The 19,291-nt window shown below is 47.1% G+C and carries 30 protein-coding genes; 29 read left to right on the top strand and 1 reads right to left on the bottom strand.

Annotated elements, in window-relative coordinates; all coding sequences use genetic code 11:
• Positions 1 to 405: 405 nt before the first annotated feature.
• The 14 genes from NYE50_RS18570 to NYE50_RS18505 all read left to right on the top strand — a co-directional run bounded on the left by NYE50_RS18570 (position 406) and on the right by NYE50_RS18505 (position 7,547).
• Positions 406 to 543 carry a hypothetical protein gene (locus tag NYE50_RS18570; protein ID WP_169061475.1) on the top strand — a complete coding sequence of 46 codons (138 nt, stop codon included), beginning with the start codon at positions 406 to 408 and terminating at the stop codon, positions 541 to 543.
• Positions 536 to 1,078: a hypothetical protein gene (locus NYE50_RS18565; RefSeq protein ID WP_069449024.1), complete on the top strand. Its 543-nt coding sequence runs from the start codon at positions 536 to 538 to the stop codon at positions 1,076 to 1,078. The genes NYE50_RS18570 and NYE50_RS18565 overlap by 8 nt, the downstream gene beginning before the upstream one ends.
• A gap of 37 nt (positions 1,079 to 1,115) precedes the next feature.
• Entirely contained in the window at positions 1,116 to 1,442 is a 327-nt protein-coding gene (locus tag NYE50_RS18560) for a hypothetical protein (protein WP_069449023.1), read from the top strand.
• A gap of 20 nt (positions 1,443 to 1,462) precedes the next feature.
• Positions 1,463 to 1,780 carry a hypothetical protein gene (locus tag NYE50_RS18555; protein ID WP_224960667.1) on the top strand — a complete coding sequence of 106 codons (318 nt, stop codon included), beginning with the start codon at positions 1,463 to 1,465 and terminating at the stop codon, positions 1,778 to 1,780.
• Positions 1,773 to 1,973, top strand: a complete 201-nt coding sequence (locus tag NYE50_RS18550; RefSeq protein WP_069449021.1) for a hypothetical protein — start codon at positions 1,773 to 1,775, stop codon at positions 1,971 to 1,973. The genes NYE50_RS18555 and NYE50_RS18550 overlap by 8 nt, the downstream gene beginning before the upstream one ends.
• A gap of 448 nt (positions 1,974 to 2,421) precedes the next feature.
• A complete protein-coding gene (locus NYE50_RS18545) occupies positions 2,422 to 2,652 on the top strand; it encodes a helix-turn-helix transcriptional regulator (RefSeq protein ID WP_076984065.1) in 231 nt (76 codons plus the stop codon).
• Between the two features lie 102 nt (positions 2,653 to 2,754).
• Positions 2,755 to 3,126, top strand: coding sequence for a sigma factor-like helix-turn-helix DNA-binding protein (locus NYE50_RS18540; protein ID WP_129091905.1), 372 nt, complete (start codon positions 2,755 to 2,757; stop codon positions 3,124 to 3,126).
• A 63-nt stretch (positions 3,127 to 3,189) separates the two neighbouring features.
• Complete coding sequence (locus NYE50_RS18535; RefSeq protein ID WP_069449019.1) at positions 3,190 to 4,002, top strand: hypothetical protein; 813 nt, start codon at positions 3,190 to 3,192, stop codon at positions 4,000 to 4,002.
• Position 4,003: 1 nt separating this feature from the next.
• Complete coding sequence (locus NYE50_RS18530; protein ID WP_069449018.1) at positions 4,004 to 4,294, top strand: hypothetical protein; 291 nt, start codon at positions 4,004 to 4,006, stop codon at positions 4,292 to 4,294.
• A 65-nt stretch (positions 4,295 to 4,359) separates the two neighbouring features.
• The gene (locus NYE50_RS18525; RefSeq protein ID WP_069449017.1) at positions 4,360 to 5,244 is read left to right on the top strand and encodes a replication/maintenance protein RepL; all 885 of its coding nucleotides are present in this window, start codon (positions 4,360 to 4,362) and stop codon (positions 5,242 to 5,244) included.
• Positions 5,245 to 6,459: 1,215 nt separating this feature from the next.
• Positions 6,460 to 6,750 carry a hypothetical protein gene (locus NYE50_RS18520; protein WP_146282645.1) on the top strand — a complete coding sequence of 97 codons (291 nt, stop codon included), beginning with the start codon at positions 6,460 to 6,462 and terminating at the stop codon, positions 6,748 to 6,750.
• A complete protein-coding gene (locus tag NYE50_RS18515) occupies positions 6,737 to 6,871 on the top strand; it encodes a hypothetical protein (RefSeq protein WP_265737295.1) in 135 nt (44 codons plus the stop codon). The genes NYE50_RS18520 and NYE50_RS18515 overlap by 14 nt, the downstream gene beginning before the upstream one ends.
• 239 nt (positions 6,872 to 7,110) lie before the next feature.
• Positions 7,111 to 7,245: a hypothetical protein gene (locus NYE50_RS18510; RefSeq protein ID WP_267914708.1), complete on the top strand. Its 135-nt coding sequence runs from the start codon at positions 7,111 to 7,113 to the stop codon at positions 7,243 to 7,245.
• 20 nt (positions 7,246 to 7,265) lie between these two features.
• Positions 7,266 to 7,547 carry a hypothetical protein gene (locus NYE50_RS18505; RefSeq protein ID WP_233662626.1) on the top strand — a complete coding sequence of 94 codons (282 nt, stop codon included), beginning with the start codon at positions 7,266 to 7,268 and terminating at the stop codon, positions 7,545 to 7,547.
• Positions 7,548 to 7,751: 204 nt separating this feature from the next.
• Here the strand turns inward: NYE50_RS18505 and NYE50_RS18500 are convergent, their stop codons facing one another.
• Complete coding sequence (locus tag NYE50_RS18500) at positions 7,752 to 8,300, bottom strand: site-specific integrase (RefSeq protein WP_146282643.1); 549 nt, start codon at positions 8,298 to 8,300, stop codon at positions 7,752 to 7,754.
• A gap of 82 nt (positions 8,301 to 8,382) precedes the next feature.
• On the opposite strand from NYE50_RS18500, the gene terL reads away from it, so the two are divergent.
• From terL to NYE50_RS18425, 15 genes are all read left to right on the top strand, one after another.
• Complete coding sequence (gene terL / locus NYE50_RS18495) at positions 8,383 to 10,137, top strand: phage terminase large subunit (RefSeq protein ID WP_033575279.1); 1,755 nt, start codon at positions 8,383 to 8,385, stop codon at positions 10,135 to 10,137.
• Between the two features lie 16 nt (positions 10,138 to 10,153).
• Complete coding sequence (locus NYE50_RS18490) at positions 10,154 to 10,585, top strand: phBC6A51 family helix-turn-helix protein (protein ID WP_069449012.1); 432 nt, start codon at positions 10,154 to 10,156, stop codon at positions 10,583 to 10,585.
• A 5-nt stretch (positions 10,586 to 10,590) separates the two neighbouring features.
• On the top strand, positions 10,591 to 12,231 hold the full coding sequence (locus NYE50_RS18485) for a phage portal protein (protein WP_069449011.1): 1,641 nt from the start codon (positions 10,591 to 10,593) through the stop codon (positions 12,229 to 12,231).
• A complete protein-coding gene (locus tag NYE50_RS18480) occupies positions 12,231 to 13,055 on the top strand; it encodes a phage minor capsid protein (RefSeq protein WP_129091901.1) in 825 nt (274 codons plus the stop codon). The genes NYE50_RS18485 and NYE50_RS18480 overlap by 1 nt, the downstream gene beginning before the upstream one ends.
• A gap of 90 nt (positions 13,056 to 13,145) precedes the next feature.
• Positions 13,146 to 13,706, top strand: a complete 561-nt coding sequence (locus NYE50_RS18475; RefSeq protein WP_069449009.1) for a ribonucleoside-triphosphate reductase — start codon at positions 13,146 to 13,148, stop codon at positions 13,704 to 13,706.
• A gap of 32 nt (positions 13,707 to 13,738) precedes the next feature.
• Positions 13,739 to 14,647, top strand: a complete 909-nt coding sequence (locus NYE50_RS18470; protein ID WP_069449008.1) for a major capsid protein — start codon at positions 13,739 to 13,741, stop codon at positions 14,645 to 14,647.
• 55 nt (positions 14,648 to 14,702) lie between these two features.
• A complete protein-coding gene (locus NYE50_RS18465) occupies positions 14,703 to 14,894 on the top strand; it encodes a hypothetical protein (protein ID WP_069449007.1) in 192 nt (63 codons plus the stop codon).
• 13 nt (positions 14,895 to 14,907) lie between these two features.
• Positions 14,908 to 15,294, top strand: coding sequence for a hypothetical protein (locus tag NYE50_RS18460; protein ID WP_129091900.1), 387 nt, complete (start codon positions 14,908 to 14,910; stop codon positions 15,292 to 15,294).
• Positions 15,295 to 15,309: 15 nt separating this feature from the next.
• Positions 15,310 to 15,630: a hypothetical protein gene (locus NYE50_RS18455; protein WP_129091899.1), complete on the top strand. Its 321-nt coding sequence runs from the start codon at positions 15,310 to 15,312 to the stop codon at positions 15,628 to 15,630.
• On the top strand, positions 15,627 to 16,034 hold the full coding sequence (locus NYE50_RS18450) for a hypothetical protein (protein WP_014470941.1): 408 nt from the start codon (positions 15,627 to 15,629) through the stop codon (positions 16,032 to 16,034). Before NYE50_RS18455 ends, NYE50_RS18450 begins: the two co-directional genes overlap by 4 nt.
• A 6-nt stretch (positions 16,035 to 16,040) precedes the next feature.
• Positions 16,041 to 16,430: a minor capsid protein gene (locus NYE50_RS18445; RefSeq protein WP_104678878.1), complete on the top strand. Its 390-nt coding sequence runs from the start codon at positions 16,041 to 16,043 to the stop codon at positions 16,428 to 16,430.
• A gap of 24 nt (positions 16,431 to 16,454) precedes the next feature.
• Positions 16,455 to 17,009: a hypothetical protein gene (locus NYE50_RS18440; protein WP_029973260.1), complete on the top strand. Its 555-nt coding sequence runs from the start codon at positions 16,455 to 16,457 to the stop codon at positions 17,007 to 17,009.
• A 57-nt stretch (positions 17,010 to 17,066) separates the two neighbouring features.
• The gene (locus NYE50_RS18435) at positions 17,067 to 17,438 is read left to right on the top strand and encodes a hypothetical protein (protein ID WP_268556526.1); all 372 of its coding nucleotides are present in this window, start codon (positions 17,067 to 17,069) and stop codon (positions 17,436 to 17,438) included.
• Between the two features lie 332 nt (positions 17,439 to 17,770).
• A complete protein-coding gene (locus tag NYE50_RS18430) occupies positions 17,771 to 18,379 on the top strand; it encodes a phage tail tape measure protein (RefSeq protein WP_340766167.1) in 609 nt (202 codons plus the stop codon).
• Between the two features lie 100 nt (positions 18,380 to 18,479).
• Positions 18,480 to 19,241, top strand: coding sequence for a hypothetical protein (locus NYE50_RS18425; RefSeq protein ID WP_340766165.1), 762 nt, complete (start codon positions 18,480 to 18,482; stop codon positions 19,239 to 19,241).
• Positions 19,242 to 19,291 lie beyond the last annotated feature (50 nt).

Here is a 19,291-nt window from a genome sequence, read left to right as displayed (position 1 = left end):
CCGGAGCCTAATGCTTTTGCCCGCTGGCGCTTGTCGGCGGGCTAATCCTAAAATTCAGGGAAATTTAAAAAATATGAAATGGCTTAAAATTCAAATTCTTTTGTGGAGTAGTGGTATATTTTTCTTAAAGGCAAACGCGTTTTGGCGAACGCATAACAAAAAGGCCGACCCGTTGGCGCGGGCGACCCGTAAATCTCAGTTAGAAGATACAACAAACACGACATTTACACTCTTGGCGGAGTAATCGTATTTGTCAATCGCTGTTACTTGCACATAACAGCTTTTTAAGCAACCAAAAGAACCCGAAGGTTTTGTTACTTATTTTGTATTTTATCCGTTGTCACCGGATTTTACAAGGCGAACAGTATGCGAACACCTTCGGGAAATTGAATGGAGGTCAATGATATGCCAGTCGATTTCACATGGATATTTCCAATATCCGCAGTAATCGTAGTGTTTATCTTAGGCTGCATGGTATGGGCGGTTTGGAAAACAGATTCCGACGCTCAAAACAACAACTTCGGAGGGTTCGATAATGAATAAATATAACGTTTCTCGATCAGCAGTAAAAAACGCGGTAGCTCGTCTCAGTCTTACAAATGCGCAGGCACCGAACGCCTTAATTAAATACGCACAAGGCGCCGCGTTCGTTTGGGCGCTCGACTCTACAAGCGGCAGCCAAGCCGTTTACGATAATTACAAAGAAAGAGTGCGCCTTGTTATCGCTGAGAATGGCACCATCTTGGACGTTTTCCCCCTTGATTACGCGCTACAGTCACCGCACAACTTATCGGAAGAGGTACGACAATCGCTTATGGAGTCGACTAAAGAGACTTTGATTGCGAGAAGAGACGAAACCCACCGTAAATGGTGCGAATCTGAACTCGCTTTCCATGAAAATAGTTACGAAATCGCTAAAGTGCGCTTCGAATTAATTGACGCAGGTACCGAAGAGGCTGCGGCGTTAAACAGCCGTTTAGCGGACCTTTGCGCAGATAATAAGCGACTGCACGAAGATAGATCAGCATTCAGAAAAGAACGGACTGATTTAGAGCGTGCTCTTGTACCTTATATCTAAGATTGCGGACGGAACTAAAATTCGAGGGGGAAACGAAATGGAGAAAGTAAAAGTAAATCATCTTTGGTTGGTCGAGGACGGAAAGCGTTTTGAAGAAGAGATTGACGCAGTTAATATCGGGAATGGTCACGTAATCACCATGACAAATGCTGAGGAAAACGAGCAACTAGTCTGCCTCTACTCACTGTATGAAGGCTTAAACGGACCGGAAATCGGGTGGTTCTCTGAAGTTCACGAAGACGTAGCGTATACGGTGCCGGAAAGCGGATCTGTTCCGAGCTTAGAGGAGATCGCAGCCATGTCCGCAGTCGAGCTTATGTTGTTCTTGGCCGGTAAGTACAGAAAGGAGGCGCAACCGGCATGAGCGAGTTCCAAGCGCAGAAGGTGCATTTGGTCCGACACGGATCGGCGGATTTTCCATATGAAGAAACCCACGACGCCTATTTAATCTCAGCGGATACGATAGCATTGTGCGACTTTGATGCGTGGGGCGGCGGCAGGTTTGCGTTTTACGACACGGGCGGCCTAACGCGTAAGAATGACGGATACCACTTATACGACGATGCTCACCCGGAATCGTTCTCATTTGAGTTCGCTAAGGCTACGGCGGCCCTAAAGAAGCTCGACGGCCGCGAAATAGCAGATATGAGTGTCGCGCAGTTCATGCGGATGTTTTTCACGGGAGGAGAAAGCCATGTATAGAGTAGGCGAAACTGTGCGTTATTGGGGCGTTAAGGTGGGCGGCCTGACGTGGTTCTCATCAGAAATAATGATGGGTACGATACTCGAACAGCATCCCGTAAAAAAGAGTTATAGGATCGAGGGACAGTCGGGAACCGTTCACGATGTTCCGGAAAAGTTGATTGACGAAGGCTCCGCAGTAAAAGCCGGTTAAACGCCGGTTTATTTTTTGTCCAATTTCCGAAGTGCTTTCGCAGTTATAAATGACGGAAGAAAATCCGATAAAAAGTTGTGCCAAGCTGAAAGTTGATACGCAGTTAATAGCGAGGGAACAAATTCACGTTGAATTGTGCAGTCTAAAAAAGAGTCACGGGTATTATCTCTTGAGGAGGCTGCCGGGTGCTCTAGTTGATCTGGAAAACATCTTTGGATTTTCGAAAATAAATGCGCGATTTTCAAAAATAGTGCATATTATCGGTTGGTTTTAAAAATTTTTTTGTCCCTAAACCTCAATCGTGGCAAGGCTCAGAAGAAAATTGTAAAAAATTAGGTTGTCGCACAAATGAAGGCCGCCTGCCCGTTATAAAGTAGAGGGGCCAATTTACACTGGATGTAGACTTTCGGCCAGAAACAGCTAATTAAGCGCAGAAGGGAGCCTGCTTATGGAAATCACTAGCGAATTATTTGAACTACTTCGACGACACAAGAACATGACACAAGAACAGTTTGCGGAGTTATTAGGGATTAGCAAAAAGACAGTCAGTGCAATTGAAAGGAAGGAACGCTCGGTATCAAGGCGTACGCAACACCGAATTATTGAACGGATAGAGATTACAGAGAGTCTTCTCGAATACAAAGAAAAATATGACAGTTTGCGAGAACTTGTAAATTAAACAGAGTTCTTCGTGGCTTTAAGGTGGTGATCATTATATCGAAATAAGATAAGAACGCAGAAATACCCAATTGAAAACTACCACAAAAATGGAGGGAACGCAATGGGATCAGCGACCAACAGGCCGGACTACCATCGCCGATATGAGGCGACATATCAATTAAATAATGCGGAAGGCGTACGCAATCTATTGCGTGACTATAACGCCATTGATTCTCGGCGATTTGTAGGCGATACAGCCGCGTCAGACATACTTCTGGATTTAAAGGATGCTATAGATGCGGCAGGCCTTACAGCGCTTCAGCGTAGGGCATTAGAGCTTATCTATTTCGACGATCTTACGCAACAGATGGCCGCTGAATATCTCGGCATTGACAGAAGTGTCGTTTCTAAGCACATAACGGCGGCCGTCGGAAAAATAGCGAGTGTATATGCATATTGGGCGGCTCGCGGCGAGGGATACTGCGCAAGTTAACATCCTACAAATCAGGATGATGTACAAAAGATTAACAATAAAAAATAAATGGGGGAATTTATAATGAAAAAATTTACGGAAATTGAGCGCAATCTTATTACAGTTATCTTGGACGGTCGTCGCAATGACTACAAAAAAGAGCATGATTTTGAAAAGGTGTTCGGACGTAACGCTACTATTGATCTTGCAGAAGGCCGCACATTTTTGTTGGACGATGCGCTGTTTGGAGCAGATGGAGCTCCCGAGATTATTTACGATCTTTTGTACGAAACAGAATGCGATAATGTTAGCTTCGAAGTTATGATTAACGCACTGGAAGCCGCAGTTAATGGCGATTGGGAAAACGTCCCGGACGTGGAAGAAGCGATCGAGCTGACCGACCGCGAGCAAAATAAAGTCAGCGAGAGGAAGTTGCTTTTACGCGAATTCTTTGAGTCTGTCCGTAAGCTGAACGCGAAGTCCGAAGAAAACTGCGTAAGCATAGCGGCAGAGTTAAGGGAAGTCGAGGGGGTTGTACTATCCGGACTTGTTGTGTGGCACGAGGGCATTGCGGCCGATATAGATGAGTTCTTATCCGGAGTCAAGACGTTAGAGGAAATTGTCGATATTGTATACGAATTGAGCGACTGGGATACTCCGGTTGATTTCGATAACTACCTAGTAGCGGTTCTTGAAGCAATTAAAAACCTGTTCGTCAAAAGTGAAGGGAGCCATATCGAGCTGCTGTTCGACGTTCAGGAGATCGAGGCACTGGCGTTATACCTCGCTGGTATAAGCGTAGCATCACACGATCGCTTGGATGGGAAGCTTGCTGATTATTACGAAAGAGACATGCCGTTAAATGAACTAATGAATGCAATTAAGGGGGAAGCGTAATATGAAAACTTACAAAATCGTCTATAAACCGATGATAAAGCCGTTATTTAAGCTTTCAGATCCTTATGATATCCACGCGTTTCCGATGCCCGAATTTACCGGATATGGGACGGTGTCGGGCGAACGAGAAGAAACGGTTACGGCACCCAATAAACAGCTTGCGAAATCTATGCTTGCCTGCGCTATCATGTCAGAGCACCTCGGCGCCGACTACGATGTAAAACCGATTATTATCCAATCTTTACAGAATATTGTTACAATTGAAGAGTTGAACGGCGGGTCCCTTGAATAAACGCGGGCCTGCCGGCTTGCTCGTCGCAATTTGCGACAACAAACTAAACTACAGGAGGAAATTACTTGACGAAACCGGAATTGAAGGACTGGCAGCGTAAATTCGCAGAGATTAAGACGGAAGCGCCTGACGCGGAGCTGCACCGTATCAACGGGCCATTCTACATGGATAAGCACGGAAGAACCGGCCGGTTTATAACAACCGAACAGATCGAAAGTCGCCGTCGGTATAGCTATATTAAACGCCAAAATGAGGACCGTTCTTCGAAGTATTATGTTAATTGTTACGATGAGCCTGTAAAGGCCCTCACCGCAGCGCTATCTCTTTCGGAGCTCGGTGCGCTTATAAAGTTGCTTCCGTACCTAAAGTTTCAGAAACGTGGCTTACTCTTCCATAAGGGTGAACCGATGAACCTCGATATGATTGCGGAGATAATCGGAAAGAAGAAGCGCCAAACAAGCCGCACGCTGGCCGCATTGACAAAAACTGGCGCGATTATCCGTAAAGGGCACGGCGCTGGGACGCAGTATTACGTTTCAGAGAGCTTTCACAGCATCGGGAAGACGATTGCCGGCGCAACCTATACGAAACTGTATCAGCAGGAGACAAAGCGTCGTATTCGTGATCTGACGCTTCCAGAATGCGGCCTCTTATACAAGATGCTGCCGTATTTTCACCAAACCGAATACTACTTATGCGAGAATCCAACGTCTAAAGGCGAAACGATTGAGCACATGACGCAGGAGAGACTATCGGAAGTGATTTGCGAAAGCTTACCGACCGTCAAACGGCATATGAGCGCGCTTATGCGGGCAAACCTCGTAATGAAGATGCGGGCGAGAAATTCAGCGATCGTTGTAAACCCTGACGTTATGTTTCGGGCGGAAAAAGAGACCGAATACACGAACACGGTCCGAGGCCATTTCCGTGAATTAGACCGTCCGGAGTGAGTTGCGTATCAAATATGGCGTGTAGTCGGCAAGTTGCGTATCAAATATGACGTGGTATGAAAGTGGGTTGAGGCGTTGATGCGTATGGGTTTGTCATGTTTTTAAGTGTAAATCTCCTCTTATCTATATTAAACCCTGTCTTAAAGGGAATAAACACCTCCCGCCTGCCGTTCGTTTCACTCTCTCCGGCGGGGATATTCATTTAATATTACTTCTATCGCGATTAAGGTACTAAATAATTAATATCCGCGTCCATGAAGGAGCGTAAGCGACGTAGTGGGCGCTATTCTTTTTATGCACATTCCAGTCCCTCAGTTATCTATGTTTTATGAGAATGATATGCACACAAAATCCCGATATGCTGTCTTACGTTATGAGAAGGAGCATGCACATTATATGGCTTTAGCTGTCTATACGTAATAGAAGGACGTAACATACCGTATAACCTAGCGATAGGCAGGCGGGATATAGCCGGCACACGTACGCTATATGTAACACCGTATAGGCATACGTATAGTTATATAGGAAGGAAGGCGGCGGAGAGGCGTCCGGTTGCGATGCGCGATGAGGCGAACAGCAACGAGCCACTGCCGGAGGATGAGCCCTTCCGAAACTCACGGGGTCAAACCGAATGGCCAACGCAATATGCACGATCCTATACATACCATGCGGCACATGGCATGCGGCAGGGTGCAGGCGTGGCGCGGGTTCTCGAATGCATAAAGAACATACGATTAATTGCGATGAGTAAACGATGACGAACGTTATCATATCAACGTTTGTCTATTGATTCGAATGTAACTCAATTTACTTCTGTTAAATTCGTTATTCATAATTGTGTATTTGATATACGATGACCCAAACGAAGAATTGCGGAAACGCCGGGCCCCCAACCGCCCCCAAAAATACCGGTGCGACTGCTGTCCGGAACTTGCGCACAATTTTTCGAACTCGGGGCGTCAAATAAACGGAGGTGCTACCGCTGGAAAATTTCGAAATCATATGTAAGTGTTGCGGATCAAAGAACGTTGTAGCTTTCGGAAACTTCGACATGGCTGCGCACTTTTATTGCGAGGATTGCGATGTAGACGAAATAGCATACGATTATCCAACGAAATAAGCACGCCACAGCCGTTTTAATCAATTCGGAGGGTATTCGGTAGGGTAAGCGTTAGAAACGATAATTTCGTGTAATTTCGAAGGGAGGACGAAAGGGTGGCGAAATATCGTAAAAAGCCGGTTGAAGTAGAAGCGCTAAAATGGGGCGGGATTACGCAGGACTCGCTAGACAATCTACGGAAATTTATCGGAGATGAGGCGTACAAAGAACGGTGCTTAGTGTATCCGACATCCGATAAGCTCAAAATTAAGACGCCGAGTAGCGAAGTCGTTGTGCAAGTTGGCGATTATATCATTCGCGGTATTGAAGACGAATATTACATGTGTAGATCGGACATTTTCGAGAAAACTTACGAAAGGGTGAACGAATCGAATGGCGGAATTTAAAACGTTAAAAGAAATCGTCGAGCAGCTTAAAGATTGCGGATATGAATGCGAGGCAGGTCCGTTAGTCAATAACGTAGCTTTCCAAAAGCTTGCGGAATTGGCAGGCGTCAAGGTTTTGTAGATCACCGCAATCAGAACGAGGTTTCCGCACCCTACGGCGGAGGTCTTTTTGTGCTTGCGTACTCCGGCGGAAAACGGAGCTGCAAACACTGTCTCACCGTATAGGGTCGCGACCTGTACGTAGATCTACCGTTTTTACTGTACGTTCCGCAAACAGGACGAGGCTGCCAACGATTTTGGCGGTCTTTTCGTGCTTGCGTAAAGCGAGCGAATAAGAAACGAAAAAAGGAGACGATGAAGATGACGAAGACAGAGGAATTGCTCGCATATTTAGATCGTTTGATTGCGTTGCAGGCATCCGGACATGTAGTACGTAACGAGATTGCGGAAGCCGTTGACGCGATCAGATACGAATTGATCAGCGAAATCAACTAAACGAAAAGGAGACGATGTGAATGGCGGACAAACGCGAATCAACAAGAAATTCAGTAATGGCTGGGGTAGCTACAAACAAAACAGGCTACTCCTTATTAGACGGATATCAAGCTCCAAAATTCAGCCTAGAATCTCAAACCGGAAATATTTACGCAACAGGCGACGTTAGCGTAAAAGTAGCCGTAGAGGTATCAGAAGCTATAACCGGTCTCAAAGCGCTTCAGCGCGAAGCAAAGGCGGCGACACAGGCGCTGGCTGAATTGCGCGAGGAGCAAGCGAAACACGGAGGCGGTCGCCTATGACGAATAAGCAAATGGAATCCCACTGTGCCCTGTCCAATTGTTCGCGCCATTTCGAAGTTTGCGATTGCAAGTCGATGTGTCTGTTGCGGTATGGAGCAGAAATACGGAAGCGACAGGAAGAAGTCGGAGATGCATCCGGCTTATACGAAAAAAGACGAGCACACCTACGTTGGCTGCGGCTCAAACGTTGGGGCGCCCGTCGTCTTATAGATTAACATTCGCGTATACTTCGTCGATCCGGTCCTGATTGATTCCGATATACCGCAACGTGACCGACTGCTTCGAATGGTTGAAAATCGATTGAAGTAGCGTAATATCTGTGCCGTTCTTGTACGCGTGGTAGCCGAAAGTCTTACGCAACGAGTGGCAGCCGATTGTGCCGAGCTTCTCTGAGAGGCCGGCGCGCTCAACAGCTTCGTTAAGGATGCCGTAGGCACGCACGCGAGTAATTGCGTTCGAACCTTTCCGAGAAGGGAAAAGCCAGTCGTCATCGTTTGCTCCGACCGGAATCAGGTCGGCAACGGCTTTCTTGATAGCGGCATTGAAGAAGAAACGTTTTGACTTCTTCGTTTTCCCTTCCGTAATCGCAACGAAGTCCTTTCCGCGCACATCACCGACTTTGAGCGCAAGTATATCGGAAATGCGTAGGCCGGAATTAATGCCGATCGTAAATAAAAGCAGATCTCGCCCGCGAAGGGCTTTTTTTATTGCGTTTATTTGGCGTTTTTCTCTAATCGGTTGGACTTCGTTCATTCGAATTTCACTCCGTTCTCAATATGTTAAATTCATATTAACGAAATTAAAAACGAAAGTCAAGCGAAAGGAGGGCGATAATTTGGCGTATATTAACGGAAAATGGTTGGATCGTGAAGAGCGGCAGGAACGTATCGACTTATTGATCGAGAGTGTGCGCCGATTAGCGGCCCTCATTAAAGCGAAAAAAGCCACCGATTATCATATCGATATGTTCCGGAAGAACAAGGCCGAATTAATTAAGCTGAAGCGTGTTCATCGTGCCGAGGTGGATATCGCATATTTTACCTACGAGTATTTGAGCGACGGCCTAAACCCGGAAAACGAGGATAATGTCGTAAGGAATTCGGATGACGGGACGCCTCACGACGGCATTGAAGACATCGCGAAGATCCACGAAGAGTTTTTTGAGCTTTGCGATTACGTCAACGAAGAAAAAAGGAACGCGCGTCTCGCAATCGCGGCTGCGCGGGGCCACTCAAAATCCGGTATGTTTTCGAACGCTTTACCGTTACATCAAGCGGCTTATAGAAAGCGTAAATATATTCTCGTGATATCAGAGACGGATTCTCTCTCGAAAAAGCTCATCGGATGGGTTAACAAGCAAATGAAATTTAACGCAAAGCTACGGGAAGACTTCGGGCCTATGATGCACGAGTCGGCGAGCCGCAACGAAAAGGATAACGAAGAGGCGTTCATTACAACGACGAATATCCTTATTGAGTCGTCATCCTCCGGTAAGCAGCTTCGCGGTAAACGGCACGGAGCTGTCCGGCCGGACCTCGTAATAATTGACGACCCGTCATCGACAAACAACGAAGGAACCAAGGAAGCGCGGGAAAAGCTCGTTCATTGGTTTAACTCGGTCGTTGTTCCGATCGGGTCCAAGGCGACCGCGATCGTGTTAGTCGGGACGATGGTTTCAGCGACCGGGCTACTTAACCACGTTCTGAAGCGTAAGGATTTCAAGGCGAGCTTTCACGGAGCGATCATAAGTGAGCCGACGCATCCGGAATTGTGGGACAAATACTGCGAGGTCTATGCGAGAGCAGAAACGATCGAAGAGGCTGACGAATTCTACGAAGCGCATAAAGAGGCGTTGGAGGACGGCGTCGAACTGGCGTGGCCTTGGCGCTGGACCTATCGCGAGCTCATGCACGAGAAAGTAAACATGGGAACGCGTGCATATAACTCGGAGTTCCGAAACCTTGCTTTCAGTGAAGACGAGCAGTTTTTCTTCCCGGATAACTACGCTTACTATCACTACTACCACGAGAACGGAACAGCATACGTCGTGTACAACGAATTGAAAATACCGGTCAGTGATCTTCTAATTGTTGGCGCGTGGGATATCGCGCAGGGTAAGAATGCGCGGTCTTGCTATAACTCGGTTATTACGCTCGGCAAACACGAGCCGACCGGATACATTTTCGTACTCGATGAATACGCGTCGAAGGAACCGGCGCACGTATACATTGACGTCATTATTCGGAAGATCAAACAATACCGACATCGTTCCTTCAACGTCGAAACAATAAACGCGCAACACGAATACTATCGTCAGCTTCAGGAGCGGGTCCGGCAGGAAGGTCTTTATACGTGCCGCGTGAACGATGTGAAATCGCATAAATCTTCGAAAGACGAGCGTATTCAGTCGATGGAGCCGATGCTGCATAACAAAACGTTGATTCTGAACGATAGGCACACGATGCTTCTCGATCAGATGGCGCAGTATCCTTTCGGCGATTACGTTGATTCACTCGACGCGCTTCAGCAGGCGCTCGAATCCGTATTCAGGCCGAAAACAAGGCTAGTGAAGAAGCCGGGATGGCTATAAGAAAGGAGGCGATAAAATGTCGCGGATGAAAGAGCTCGAAGCAAAACTAACGCTTCAGCAACGCAAGGCAGCGCAAGTCGTTGCGAGTAATGAAGTCACGCCCGAAGACGGGAACAAACGAAGTCAGGACGCGTTGGCCGAAGAAATCGGTGTAAGTCGTATGACGCTCTATCGATGGCGGTTTCAAAACCCGATATTCATCGAATACATGAACCTATTAGCGGACGACATGCTTTCCGGGCACCGGTCCGAAGTATACGGGCAGCTCCTAAAGCTGATAAAAGGACCGCAGCCTTCAGTTAAAGCTATCGACTTGTTCATGCGTCGCCACGGCTTGCTGACCGATCGTCAGATAACGACCGCTGAAGCAGACGGAGGCGCCCGAAGCAACGAAGATATCGAGAAGGAAATCGAAGAACTGCCTGACATTATCGGAGAGGAGGAATAGCGTAAATGGGTGTTTTAGGATGGTTTAAACATCGTGACCATGCCCCCGACGAAGGTCTCCATATCAAAACGTATGGAATTATCCGTGAAGGTGCGCAGTTTCCGCCTGCTGATTCAATTGAAAGGCTAGCGAAATACAAACGAGCAAAGAAGTTCTTTGAAGGGCGACAAAGGGATGTCTACGAAAGGGCAACACAAATTCTTAAAACATCTCCACAAGCAGACCAACTTGAGAAGCTCTATATTGCAATTAATTTAGCAGATATTCTCGTCACAAAACCTGCCGACTTGCTGGTAGGGGAACCTGTTCGTTTTGAGACGGGCAAACCGGATACAAGTAAAGAACAAAGAGCGCTCAACAAATACGTTGAAGAAAACGACATTAATCAATTAATTCATGAGAGTGCTATTTCTAGCGGATATAGAGGCGACGCTTGGTTCAAAGTTCGATATGGCTATAGGCAAGACTTTTCGGAAGTTAAGAAGCTTGGCTTAATCGATGGGGACGCGCCGGAAGGTGTAGAGATGGAACCAATCATTGAACACGTTAATGCTAGTTGTGTTTTCCCTGAAGTATCTGATAGCAACGTAAAATCATTAAAAGCACTAAATATAGCACAAGTCCAGTGGGTAGAAACCGAGACTACAGAGATCCCATACTTGCTTGTTGAAAGGCATATCCCGGGATATATTTTATACTCTAAATTCCGTCTCTACGAAAATGGGTATGACAATTCTACAGGTACGCCTATCCAAGTGTTCCGTATAGGTGAGCTGATTCCGAACGAGGGTGGAACAGTCTACGAAGAAACAGGCTTGACGCACATTCCTGTTTTTCACGCACCTTATAAAAGTGTCGATGATTCGCTTTTCGGTATCGGTGTTATAGAGAAGCTCGAAACTGTTCTCTCGGCAATTAATGACCGTCTGGTGCAGATCGATTACATCCTATGGAAACACAGCGACCCGACCGCGTACGGCCCGGATTTAGAAGGGCCCGGAGATTCGGTTCAGTTTGGCGGCAAGTACATTCCGGTAAATAAAGACGATCCGACTCCGGGCTATATGGTTTGGCAGGCGCAGCTTGACGCAGCGTTCAAAGAGCTTGACGTCCTCTTCAGTAACGTCTTTCAAATGGCCGAGACACCGCAGTGGTTATTCGGCACGACGATTTCCGGAGATAATTCAGGCGGCACAGGCACGTCTCACACAGACGGCGCGGCGATCAAAGCTCGCTTCATGCCGATTCTTTCGAAGGTAAAGCGTGTTCGGACGCACTATGATAAGGCAATAAGAGATGCATTGTGGACGTGTATGTTGTTGGATAAAAAAATAGGCGATTTAAACGTGGAAGAGGCAGTCTATCCAAAGGCTATTTGGAGCGACGGCCTTCCGAAGAATGAAAAAGAGCTCGCTGAAATTATGCAAATCCGTACAGGCGGCAAGCCTACGATTGACGTTCGCGGAGCCATTAAGCAGCAGGACGATGTGGACGACGAAAAAGCTGACGAAATTATTCGCCGCATTGAGGAAGACGAAAAAACGACGAGCGGCTTTGTTGACGGATCGATTTTCAACAAGGAAGAACCAGAAAAGACCCCTTCGGACGAGGATAAAGAGGAAATCGCAGAGGAGGACGATAGTTAATGCCTCGTTCTCCTGAGCCTCAATACGATTATCAGACGAATCGGCTTGCCGGATATTATCAGGAAGCAGTACGAGACATTTTGGCGGAGCTTGAACGAATTGACCTCGATAATTTTCGAAGGGCTAACGCGTTGGCGACCTTGAAATCTATTAGCGAGATCCTCAGCGATTTAGACGAAAAATCTTCCGCATGGATCAAAAAGAATGTTCCGAAGGCGGCCACCGATGGTATTGCGCGGGCACTGGTCGCTCTGGACGTAGCAAAGACGGTGGCGGACGCGGAAAAGGTCGTTGCTTTTAACGAGGTAAACGAGTACATGGTTGCGGCTGCTGTAGCGGATACGCAGTCGGATTTATTAGCAATTACGCAAAACGTCGATAGGAAGACGCGGGCCGCCGTGAGGAAAGCCGTTTCGGATTCGATGCGGCTTAATATGACCAAAGGGACGAACGGACGGCGGAGCATAACGGATCTGGTGCGCAAGTCTCTTCGGGCTTCGGTGAATACCGGCATTATCGACGCGAGGGGAAATCGATGGAAGCCGGAAGTGTATGCGGACATGGTCGTCCGTACAAAGATGATGGAAACCTACCGGGAAGCTCATACGAATGAGGCGGTAAGTCGTGGCGCATATTATGCGCAAATTTCGTCGCACGGAGCGAAGGATCTATGCCGTCTCCACGAGGGACAAATCATTAAGCTGACTGACGATGCTCCCGGCAATTATCCGACATATGACGAACTCAAAGCGACTGGGGAGATATTTCACCCGCGTTGTAAGCACGTAATTTCTACAGTAAGAAACCCATCAAGCGCTGTGTAGCGCTTTTTTATTTTGTCCGAACGTTATGACGTTAAAAGAAACGGCTGCATCACTCAATAGCCGACGGGCTTTAAGCGGTGGAGGGACTGTATGAGCAAATTAGATTTTCTTCAAATGAAGAATCTTCAGTTTTTCTCGGATTCATCCGAAGAGGCGTCGAGCGATCTCGCTGAACCTAAAGCGGACACAAGCTCAGAGGAAGCACCACTGGTGGAAAAGACGTTCACTCAGGAAGAGCTTAACAGAATTGTAGCAGAACGAGTTGATCGGGAGAAGAAGAAGTATGCAGATTACGAGGATTTAAAAGCCCAAGTAACTGCGCTAGAAGACAAGACAAAGGCGGACAGCTCGACTTTAGAAAAATATGCCGAAGTCGAGGCGCGAAGGGACGTCCTGGAAGGAACACTTACCAAGATATTTGATTCCAAAATTACAGGCATCCCGGAAGAGTTTCGTGATCTTATCCCTAGCGACGGACCTATCGAGCAGCGGCTAGATTGGGTTGTAAAAGCTGAAGAAAAAGGGCTATTTGCCTCTAAAGCTAAGACGCCGCTAGGAAAACCAAGTAACCCGCAACCAGATACAAGTGAGCATCTATCAAACTTATCGCCGCGCGAGATGATCAGAAGAGGATACGCGAAAAACCAGTAACCTACATGAAAACCAAAGGAGTGTTTATTTAAATGGCAATCTCATTAGTGGAATCAGCAAAACTAACCCAAGACGCACTGAAGAAGGGTGTTATTACAGAGTACGCGCAGAACTCAGCAGCATTGGAGGTCTTACCGTTTATTGAAATGGAAGGTAATGCGTTCTCTTATAACCGTGAAGGTGCGCTGCCCGGTATCGATTTCCGTGGAGTAAATGAAGCTTACAAAGAAAGCTCAGGAACAGTGAACAACCAAGTCGCTCGTTTAGCGATTCTTGGTGGAGACGTAGATGTTGATAAATTTATTGCTCAAACAAGAAGCAATATCAATGACCAACGAATGGTACAAACATCTCTTAAAGTAAAAGCATTTGCGCGTTTTTTCGAAAAGAACTTCATTGACGGAGATGTAGGAGCTAACCCTAACGGATTTGACGGACTGAAAAAACTTACCACATCGGTTGTGGACGCCGGCGAGAACGGTAATACTTTAACGCTTTCAATGCTTGATGAGTTGCTAGACGCGGTCGATGGCGGCCCTAATGTTTTGTTGATGTCTAAGGAAATGCGAAGAAATTTAAAAGCACTTATCCAAGCCGAAAACGGATATTTTGAAACCGAAGGCTACGACGCGTTTGGTCGCCCTGTATTAATGTATGGCGGCGTTCCTATCCGTACTATCGGCAAAGATACAAACAACGCTGAAATTCTCGGTTTTAATGAAACGCAAGGAACTTCTACGGACACTGGTTCTATCTACGCGCTCCGTGTTGACGAAGCTGACGGCGTTGCGGGCATTACTAACGGTGGCGTTCAAGTATACGATCTAGGCGAGCTGCAACAAAAACCAGCTTACCGTACACGTATCGAGTTTTACGCCGGATTAGTTGTTCAGAACTCTTCATCTGCTGCTCGTCTTAAAGGTGTACAGCGTAAAATCTAATCGCAGTGACTAACGGGGCGGTATAGTCCGCCCTATTCTTTTAAGGAGGAAGATAATGAAATATAAAATCCAGGCCCCAAATGAGCATTATAACGGCGTTACTGCGGGTGTTTCTTTTTCTTCCGGCGTTGCTGAAATCGACTCGAAAGAAGTACGAGACGATCTCGTAAATAATTTCGGATATGCAGACATCACCCCGGAGGCTAAGGCGCCGAAAAAGCCTGCACGTAAGTCCTCCGGAAAATAAGGGGGCTGTGCGTATGGCTTTAAGCGTAGAAGCTGCAAACGAATATATTAACCGAATGACAATCGATAACGAGGATTGGAACGACTATGACGACGCAAAGCAGCAGCGTGTACTAAACGTAGCCGAGGACGTCTTGGCTCGAAAGTTTCGTAAGTACGTCATCCCGGATGACGCAGTTTACGAGTTTACGAACGTGCTTGCGATTGCTTATAACGATACGAACCGCCTGAAAAAGCATGGAATCGCGTCTTACTCACTCACCGGCGTCGGGTCGTTTACGTATAAGGAAACGCTTCGAGCTGACGATGAGTCTCTCATACCCAAAAAGACAATCGACCTGATCGAAGAAGAGAACGACGTAAAACTTAGCGGCCGGACCGTAAAAGCGACGGTGATGTAGTTGGCGATCATACCAATGCGTCAGGTCGTGACCGTTACTCGTGCTTCAGACGAAATAGACGTATGGGGAAACCCTGTGAACGTCGAGCCGTTCGAAATTAAGTGCCGAATCGACGAAGGATCTACTATTGCGAATTCACGTTCTTCCGGCGTTGTGAAGAGCGAGGAAGTCGTAGCCACGGCGCGTATATTGGTCGATAAATTAGCCGACATCAGGTATACGGATACACTCGCGTTCACGAACGAGCTGGGCGAAACTATTGAACGTAAACCGAAGGAAATAAATGTGAAACGGCATGTCAGCGGTAAGCCGATTCTGACCGAGGTAATCGTATGAGTTTTACGTTGGATGCTGGCGATTTTCTATCGTTATTGGATAGCCGAGAGGTAGCCGTTGAGCAGGCAGCAAAGACAGCGATGCATGATAACACGGATGACCTCGCTAGACTTGCGCAAAATATCGCTCCGATTGACAAAGCTACGCTCCGTCGAGGCATGAAGAAGAAGGTTACGTTAAAGCGCGATAGTCTGATCGGTGAAGTATCGTTCCGGGCCGTCGATAAAGGCTTTAACTATGCGCTATGGACGCACGAGGCGGATTACAACCTCGGACCAGTTTCGGCAGGTGCAGGCGGCATCAACGGTTATCCGGTCGGAAATAAGTACCTAGAACGTCCGCTGAAAGGTGAATCGCAGAAATACATTAATCACGTAGCAGACGCGGTGAGAAGGGAGTTGTGATAATCGTTGAAGATAACCGAATTAATCTCGTTTATACAGTCGCGGGTTGACGGCGTTTATTACGCGAACGGATTCCCGCGGAATGCGGCAGACGAATGTACTTATGTGCGATTTACAGGCGGATTTCCTCCGTCTCAATGGACCGGAAAGAGTCAGCCGTCGTTTCAAATAATCGTACGAGGAAAGGCAAGGGGCGACGCTGACTGCGAAGAGAAAGCGTATCAGCTTCAGGAAGCGTTAACGAATCTCCGTGAAGTGTTTATCGGTAATAGCTCAATCGTTGTTATCCGCGCAGCCAATTCGGTGCCGTTATTTATCGGATACGACGACAATGATCGTCCCCAATACTCGTTAAATTTCGATTGTGTAGTGCGCCCTAACCGGGCGCTTTTTTAATGCAAAAATAAAGGAGGAAAACGGATGGCTGGAATTAAAACGATTCAAGTTCCTATCGGCCCCGCAATCGTCGAATACGGCGAGGGTAAGGATATGGTGACGTTTGACATCACGAAGGGTGGCATCGTTTTTAAGGCGCAGATGTCTAAGCAGGATACAACGGTCGACCAATACGGTGACTCGATTGTAGGCTCACGGACAAAGGGCGGAACTTGCGAATGTACCGTACCGTTTGCGATCTATGATTTAGAAAAGATTCATAAGGCGGTGCCGAACAGTAAGTACGTGTCTGACGGAGACAAAAAGAAGCTAGTAGTCAGCGGCAAAGCCGGATATGACTTACTGAAGGATGCGAAGCCTTTACGAATTAAGCCGACAGATCCGGAAGCGACGGCCAACGACTGGCTCACGATTCCGTTAGCTGGTGCGTCGACTGACATCGAATATACGTATGATTCCGATAATGAGAGGATCGCTAACCTAACGTTTACCGGTTATCCGGACACGATGGGAGACGGCGATCTTTTTATTATGGGCGACGAAACGGCCGGGACCTCTTCCGGAACCGGCAGCGAATAACAAACGAAAGGCATCGTCGAGAGGCGGTGTCTTTTTAATTAACGAAAGGAGAGTCGCATGAACATTTTCAAAAAGAAACAGGAGACTGATTCGGTCCAGCTCGGAAAGTATCCGGTCGAGGTTGCGAAACTTACTCCGGCCAAATGGAAACAGCTTTTCGCGGCACTCGATAAAATTCCGTTTCTCGTTCTGGAAGTCTTTAGCGCACCTAAAGTGGAGTTCTACTCGTACTTAGTGAACGCAATTGAGGTCGGCATGGATGAGATCGTCGAGATTACGGCATTATTGAGCGGCGTAGATGCTGAGTACATCCATGAAGAAGTTGGTACAGACGAAATTATCGAGTACATCAGGCTCACCGTTAAAAAGAACCGCCTTGATTCACAAGCAAAAAACGTGAAGAGCCTTCTTCCGAAACTCGAAAAGTAGACGAAGAGGGCGATCCGTATACGATTGACGACTATCTAATCGAAGCGGCTATCAGTTTAGGCGCCACTCAGTATCAGATAGAAAACGAGTTTTATATGGTAGATATCCCGAAATTTGTGCGCGCCAAGACGAAGCAAGGCGCGGTAAGGCGGATAGAAGACATTCGCGTACTTCTTGCAACGAATAGCCGGGCAAGTGAGGACGACGAGTATAAACAGCTCATGAATACGTTGATTCGGGCGGCAGGACTTCGCCCTGAAGTGAAATTCGACCGTGATAAATTCGAACAACTACGGGCTTTACAGGGGAATTTTCGGAAAGGAGGTAAATAGATGGCCGGAACAACAGTCGGAGAAATCCGGGCGCGTATTGAATTAGACATGTCAAACTGGACGCGTAGGCAGGCACAGATTCGAAATGATATGGCGCAAATGGGCCGTTCATCTGCGAATCTCTCGAAGCAAATGGCCCTCGTCCAAAAGGCTTCGCTTGCGGTCGGAGGCGCAGTCGTAGCTGGCATCGGCGTTTCCGTTAAGAAAGCGGCTGACTTCGAGGAGGCCATGTCGCGAGTTAAAGCGATCAGCGGTGCGACCGGTCAGGACTTCGAAGATCTAAAGAACATCGCGGCTAAGATGGGCGCCGAAACAAAATACACCGCGGTCGAGGCGGCCGAGGGTCTTCAATACCTTGCGATGGCGGGATTCAGCGTAAAAGCGCAAGTCGGATCGTTGCCAGCCGTGCTTAACTTGGCTGCGGCTTCAGGCGAAGGACTCGGACGTTCAGCGGATATCGTTTCGAACATCATGACCGGCTTCGGCATTAAAGCGGAAGACTCCGGGCACGCCGTTGACGTACTCGTAAAAGCGATGACGACGGCCAATACGGACCTTCCGCAATTGGGTAAACAAAATTGCCCGGCCGCTTGGGAACAAGTAGCGTAACACCACGTGAATTCGGTGAACTCTAAGTCACTTTAAATAATAAGTAAACGCTCAGTCCTTTTCTTTAAAAAGTTTCGCAGTTAAAGAGGGGGATTTTTTTATGCCGAAAAAAAGAACACATGAAGAATTTTTGAAAATTGTTAATGACCGTACGGAAGGAAAATATAGAATTCTTGGAACTTACGTGAATAATGTAACGCGTGTTAAGACCTTGTGTACAGTTTGCGGCAATGAGTTTCTACTATGCCCTAAAGATTTCATCAGAAAGAACACAGGGTGTCCTGTATGCGCTAAAGCTCGTGTAGGACTGTCAAAAAGACTAAGTCCTGACGAATTTGAAAAGCGATTTCAGGAGATGTATGGTAATGACTATGCGTTGCTTACTCCGTACAAAACCAGTAGGGAAAAAGTACGAGTTAGGCACAACATTTGCAACCACGTCTTTGAGCCCTCGGCTAATAATCTATTAACAAAAAGGAATGAATGCCCGAAGTGCTCCATTTCCCGGGGAGAAAATTTAATCGAGCGCTTTCTGGTTAAGCGGAAAATCTCTTTTAAAATCCAATATTCATTTTCTGATTGTAAATACAAAAAACCGTTACTTTTTGATTTCGCCATTACAGAGGGCGAGAGGGTTATAGGCTTAATCGAGTTCGACGGCAGACAACACTTTAAAGCAATTGATTTTTTCGGCGGGAAAGAAGGACTGAGATTAACTAAAATTCGAGATGGCATCAAAAACGACTACTGTGAACGGAAGCGCATTCCGTTACTAAGGATTCCCTATTGGGATCTAAATAGGGTTGAGGTTGTAGTCTCGGAGTTTTTAAGTGATATGAGAATACCGAGCGAAGCCGCATAGGAAACTTGCGGAACGTGTAACGACTAGGTGAAGTAGTCTACGGCGTATTA

This window comes from Bacillus sp. EU55 (assembly GCF_038005925.1).
Classification (GTDB): Bacteria; Bacillota; Bacilli; order Bacillales; family Bacillaceae; genus Bacillus; species Bacillus velezensis.
Note: the sequence above shows the minus strand (reverse complement) of the source record. Positions and strands in the feature narration are given on the sequence as shown.

Bases quoted from the DNA above. Each gene is read 5' to 3' on its own strand.
- NYE50_RS18570 (WP_169061475.1), top strand. From the start codon at position 406: ATGCCAGTCGATTTCACATGGATATTTCCAATATCCGCAGTAATCGTA.
- NYE50_RS18565 (WP_069449024.1), top strand. From the start codon at position 536: ATGAATAAATATAACGTTTCTCGATCAGCAGTAAAAAACGCGGTAGCT.
- NYE50_RS18560 (WP_069449023.1), top strand. From the start codon at position 1,116: ATGGAGAAAGTAAAAGTAAATCATCTTTGGTTGGTCGAGGACGGAAAG.
- NYE50_RS18550 (WP_069449021.1), top strand. From the start codon at position 1,773: ATGTATAGAGTAGGCGAAACTGTGCGTTATTGGGGCGTTAAGGTGGGC.
- NYE50_RS18545 (WP_076984065.1), top strand. From the start codon at position 2,422: ATGGAAATCACTAGCGAATTATTTGAACTACTTCGACGACACAAGAAC.
- NYE50_RS18540 (WP_129091905.1), top strand. From the start codon at position 2,755: ATGGGATCAGCGACCAACAGGCCGGACTACCATCGCCGATATGAGGCG.
- NYE50_RS18535 (WP_069449019.1), top strand. From the start codon at position 3,190: ATGAAAAAATTTACGGAAATTGAGCGCAATCTTATTACAGTTATCTTG.
- NYE50_RS18530 (WP_069449018.1), top strand. From the start codon at position 4,004: ATGAAAACTTACAAAATCGTCTATAAACCGATGATAAAGCCGTTATTT.
- NYE50_RS18515 (WP_265737295.1), top strand. From the start codon at position 6,737: ATGGCGGAATTTAAAACGTTAAAAGAAATCGTCGAGCAGCTTAAAGAT.
- NYE50_RS18510 (WP_267914708.1), top strand. From the start codon at position 7,111: ATGACGAAGACAGAGGAATTGCTCGCATATTTAGATCGTTTGATTGCG.
- NYE50_RS18505 (WP_233662626.1), top strand. From the start codon at position 7,266: ATGGCGGACAAACGCGAATCAACAAGAAATTCAGTAATGGCTGGGGTA.
- NYE50_RS18500 (WP_146282643.1), bottom strand. From the start codon at position 8,300: ATGAACGAAGTCCAACCGATTAGAGAAAAACGCCAAATAAACGCAATA.
- NYE50_RS18490 (WP_069449012.1), top strand. From the start codon at position 10,154: ATGTCGCGGATGAAAGAGCTCGAAGCAAAACTAACGCTTCAGCAACGC.
- NYE50_RS18485 (WP_069449011.1), top strand. From the start codon at position 10,591: ATGGGTGTTTTAGGATGGTTTAAACATCGTGACCATGCCCCCGACGAA.
- NYE50_RS18480 (WP_129091901.1), top strand. From the start codon at position 12,231: ATGCCTCGTTCTCCTGAGCCTCAATACGATTATCAGACGAATCGGCTT.
- NYE50_RS18475 (WP_069449009.1), top strand. From the start codon at position 13,146: ATGAGCAAATTAGATTTTCTTCAAATGAAGAATCTTCAGTTTTTCTCG.
- NYE50_RS18470 (WP_069449008.1), top strand. From the start codon at position 13,739: ATGGCAATCTCATTAGTGGAATCAGCAAAACTAACCCAAGACGCACTG.
- NYE50_RS18465 (WP_069449007.1), top strand. From the start codon at position 14,703: ATGAAATATAAAATCCAGGCCCCAAATGAGCATTATAACGGCGTTACT.
- NYE50_RS18460 (WP_129091900.1), top strand. From the start codon at position 14,908: ATGGCTTTAAGCGTAGAAGCTGCAAACGAATATATTAACCGAATGACA.
- NYE50_RS18455 (WP_129091899.1), top strand. From the start codon at position 15,310: ATGCGTCAGGTCGTGACCGTTACTCGTGCTTCAGACGAAATAGACGTA.
- NYE50_RS18450 (WP_014470941.1), top strand. From the start codon at position 15,627: ATGAGTTTTACGTTGGATGCTGGCGATTTTCTATCGTTATTGGATAGC.
- NYE50_RS18440 (WP_029973260.1), top strand. From the start codon at position 16,455: ATGGCTGGAATTAAAACGATTCAAGTTCCTATCGGCCCCGCAATCGTC.
- NYE50_RS18435 (WP_268556526.1), top strand. From the start codon at position 17,067: ATGAACATTTTCAAAAAGAAACAGGAGACTGATTCGGTCCAGCTCGGA.
- NYE50_RS18430 (WP_340766167.1), top strand. From the start codon at position 17,771: ATGGCCGGAACAACAGTCGGAGAAATCCGGGCGCGTATTGAATTAGAC.
- NYE50_RS18425 (WP_340766165.1), top strand. From the start codon at position 18,480: ATGCCGAAAAAAAGAACACATGAAGAATTTTTGAAAATTGTTAATGAC.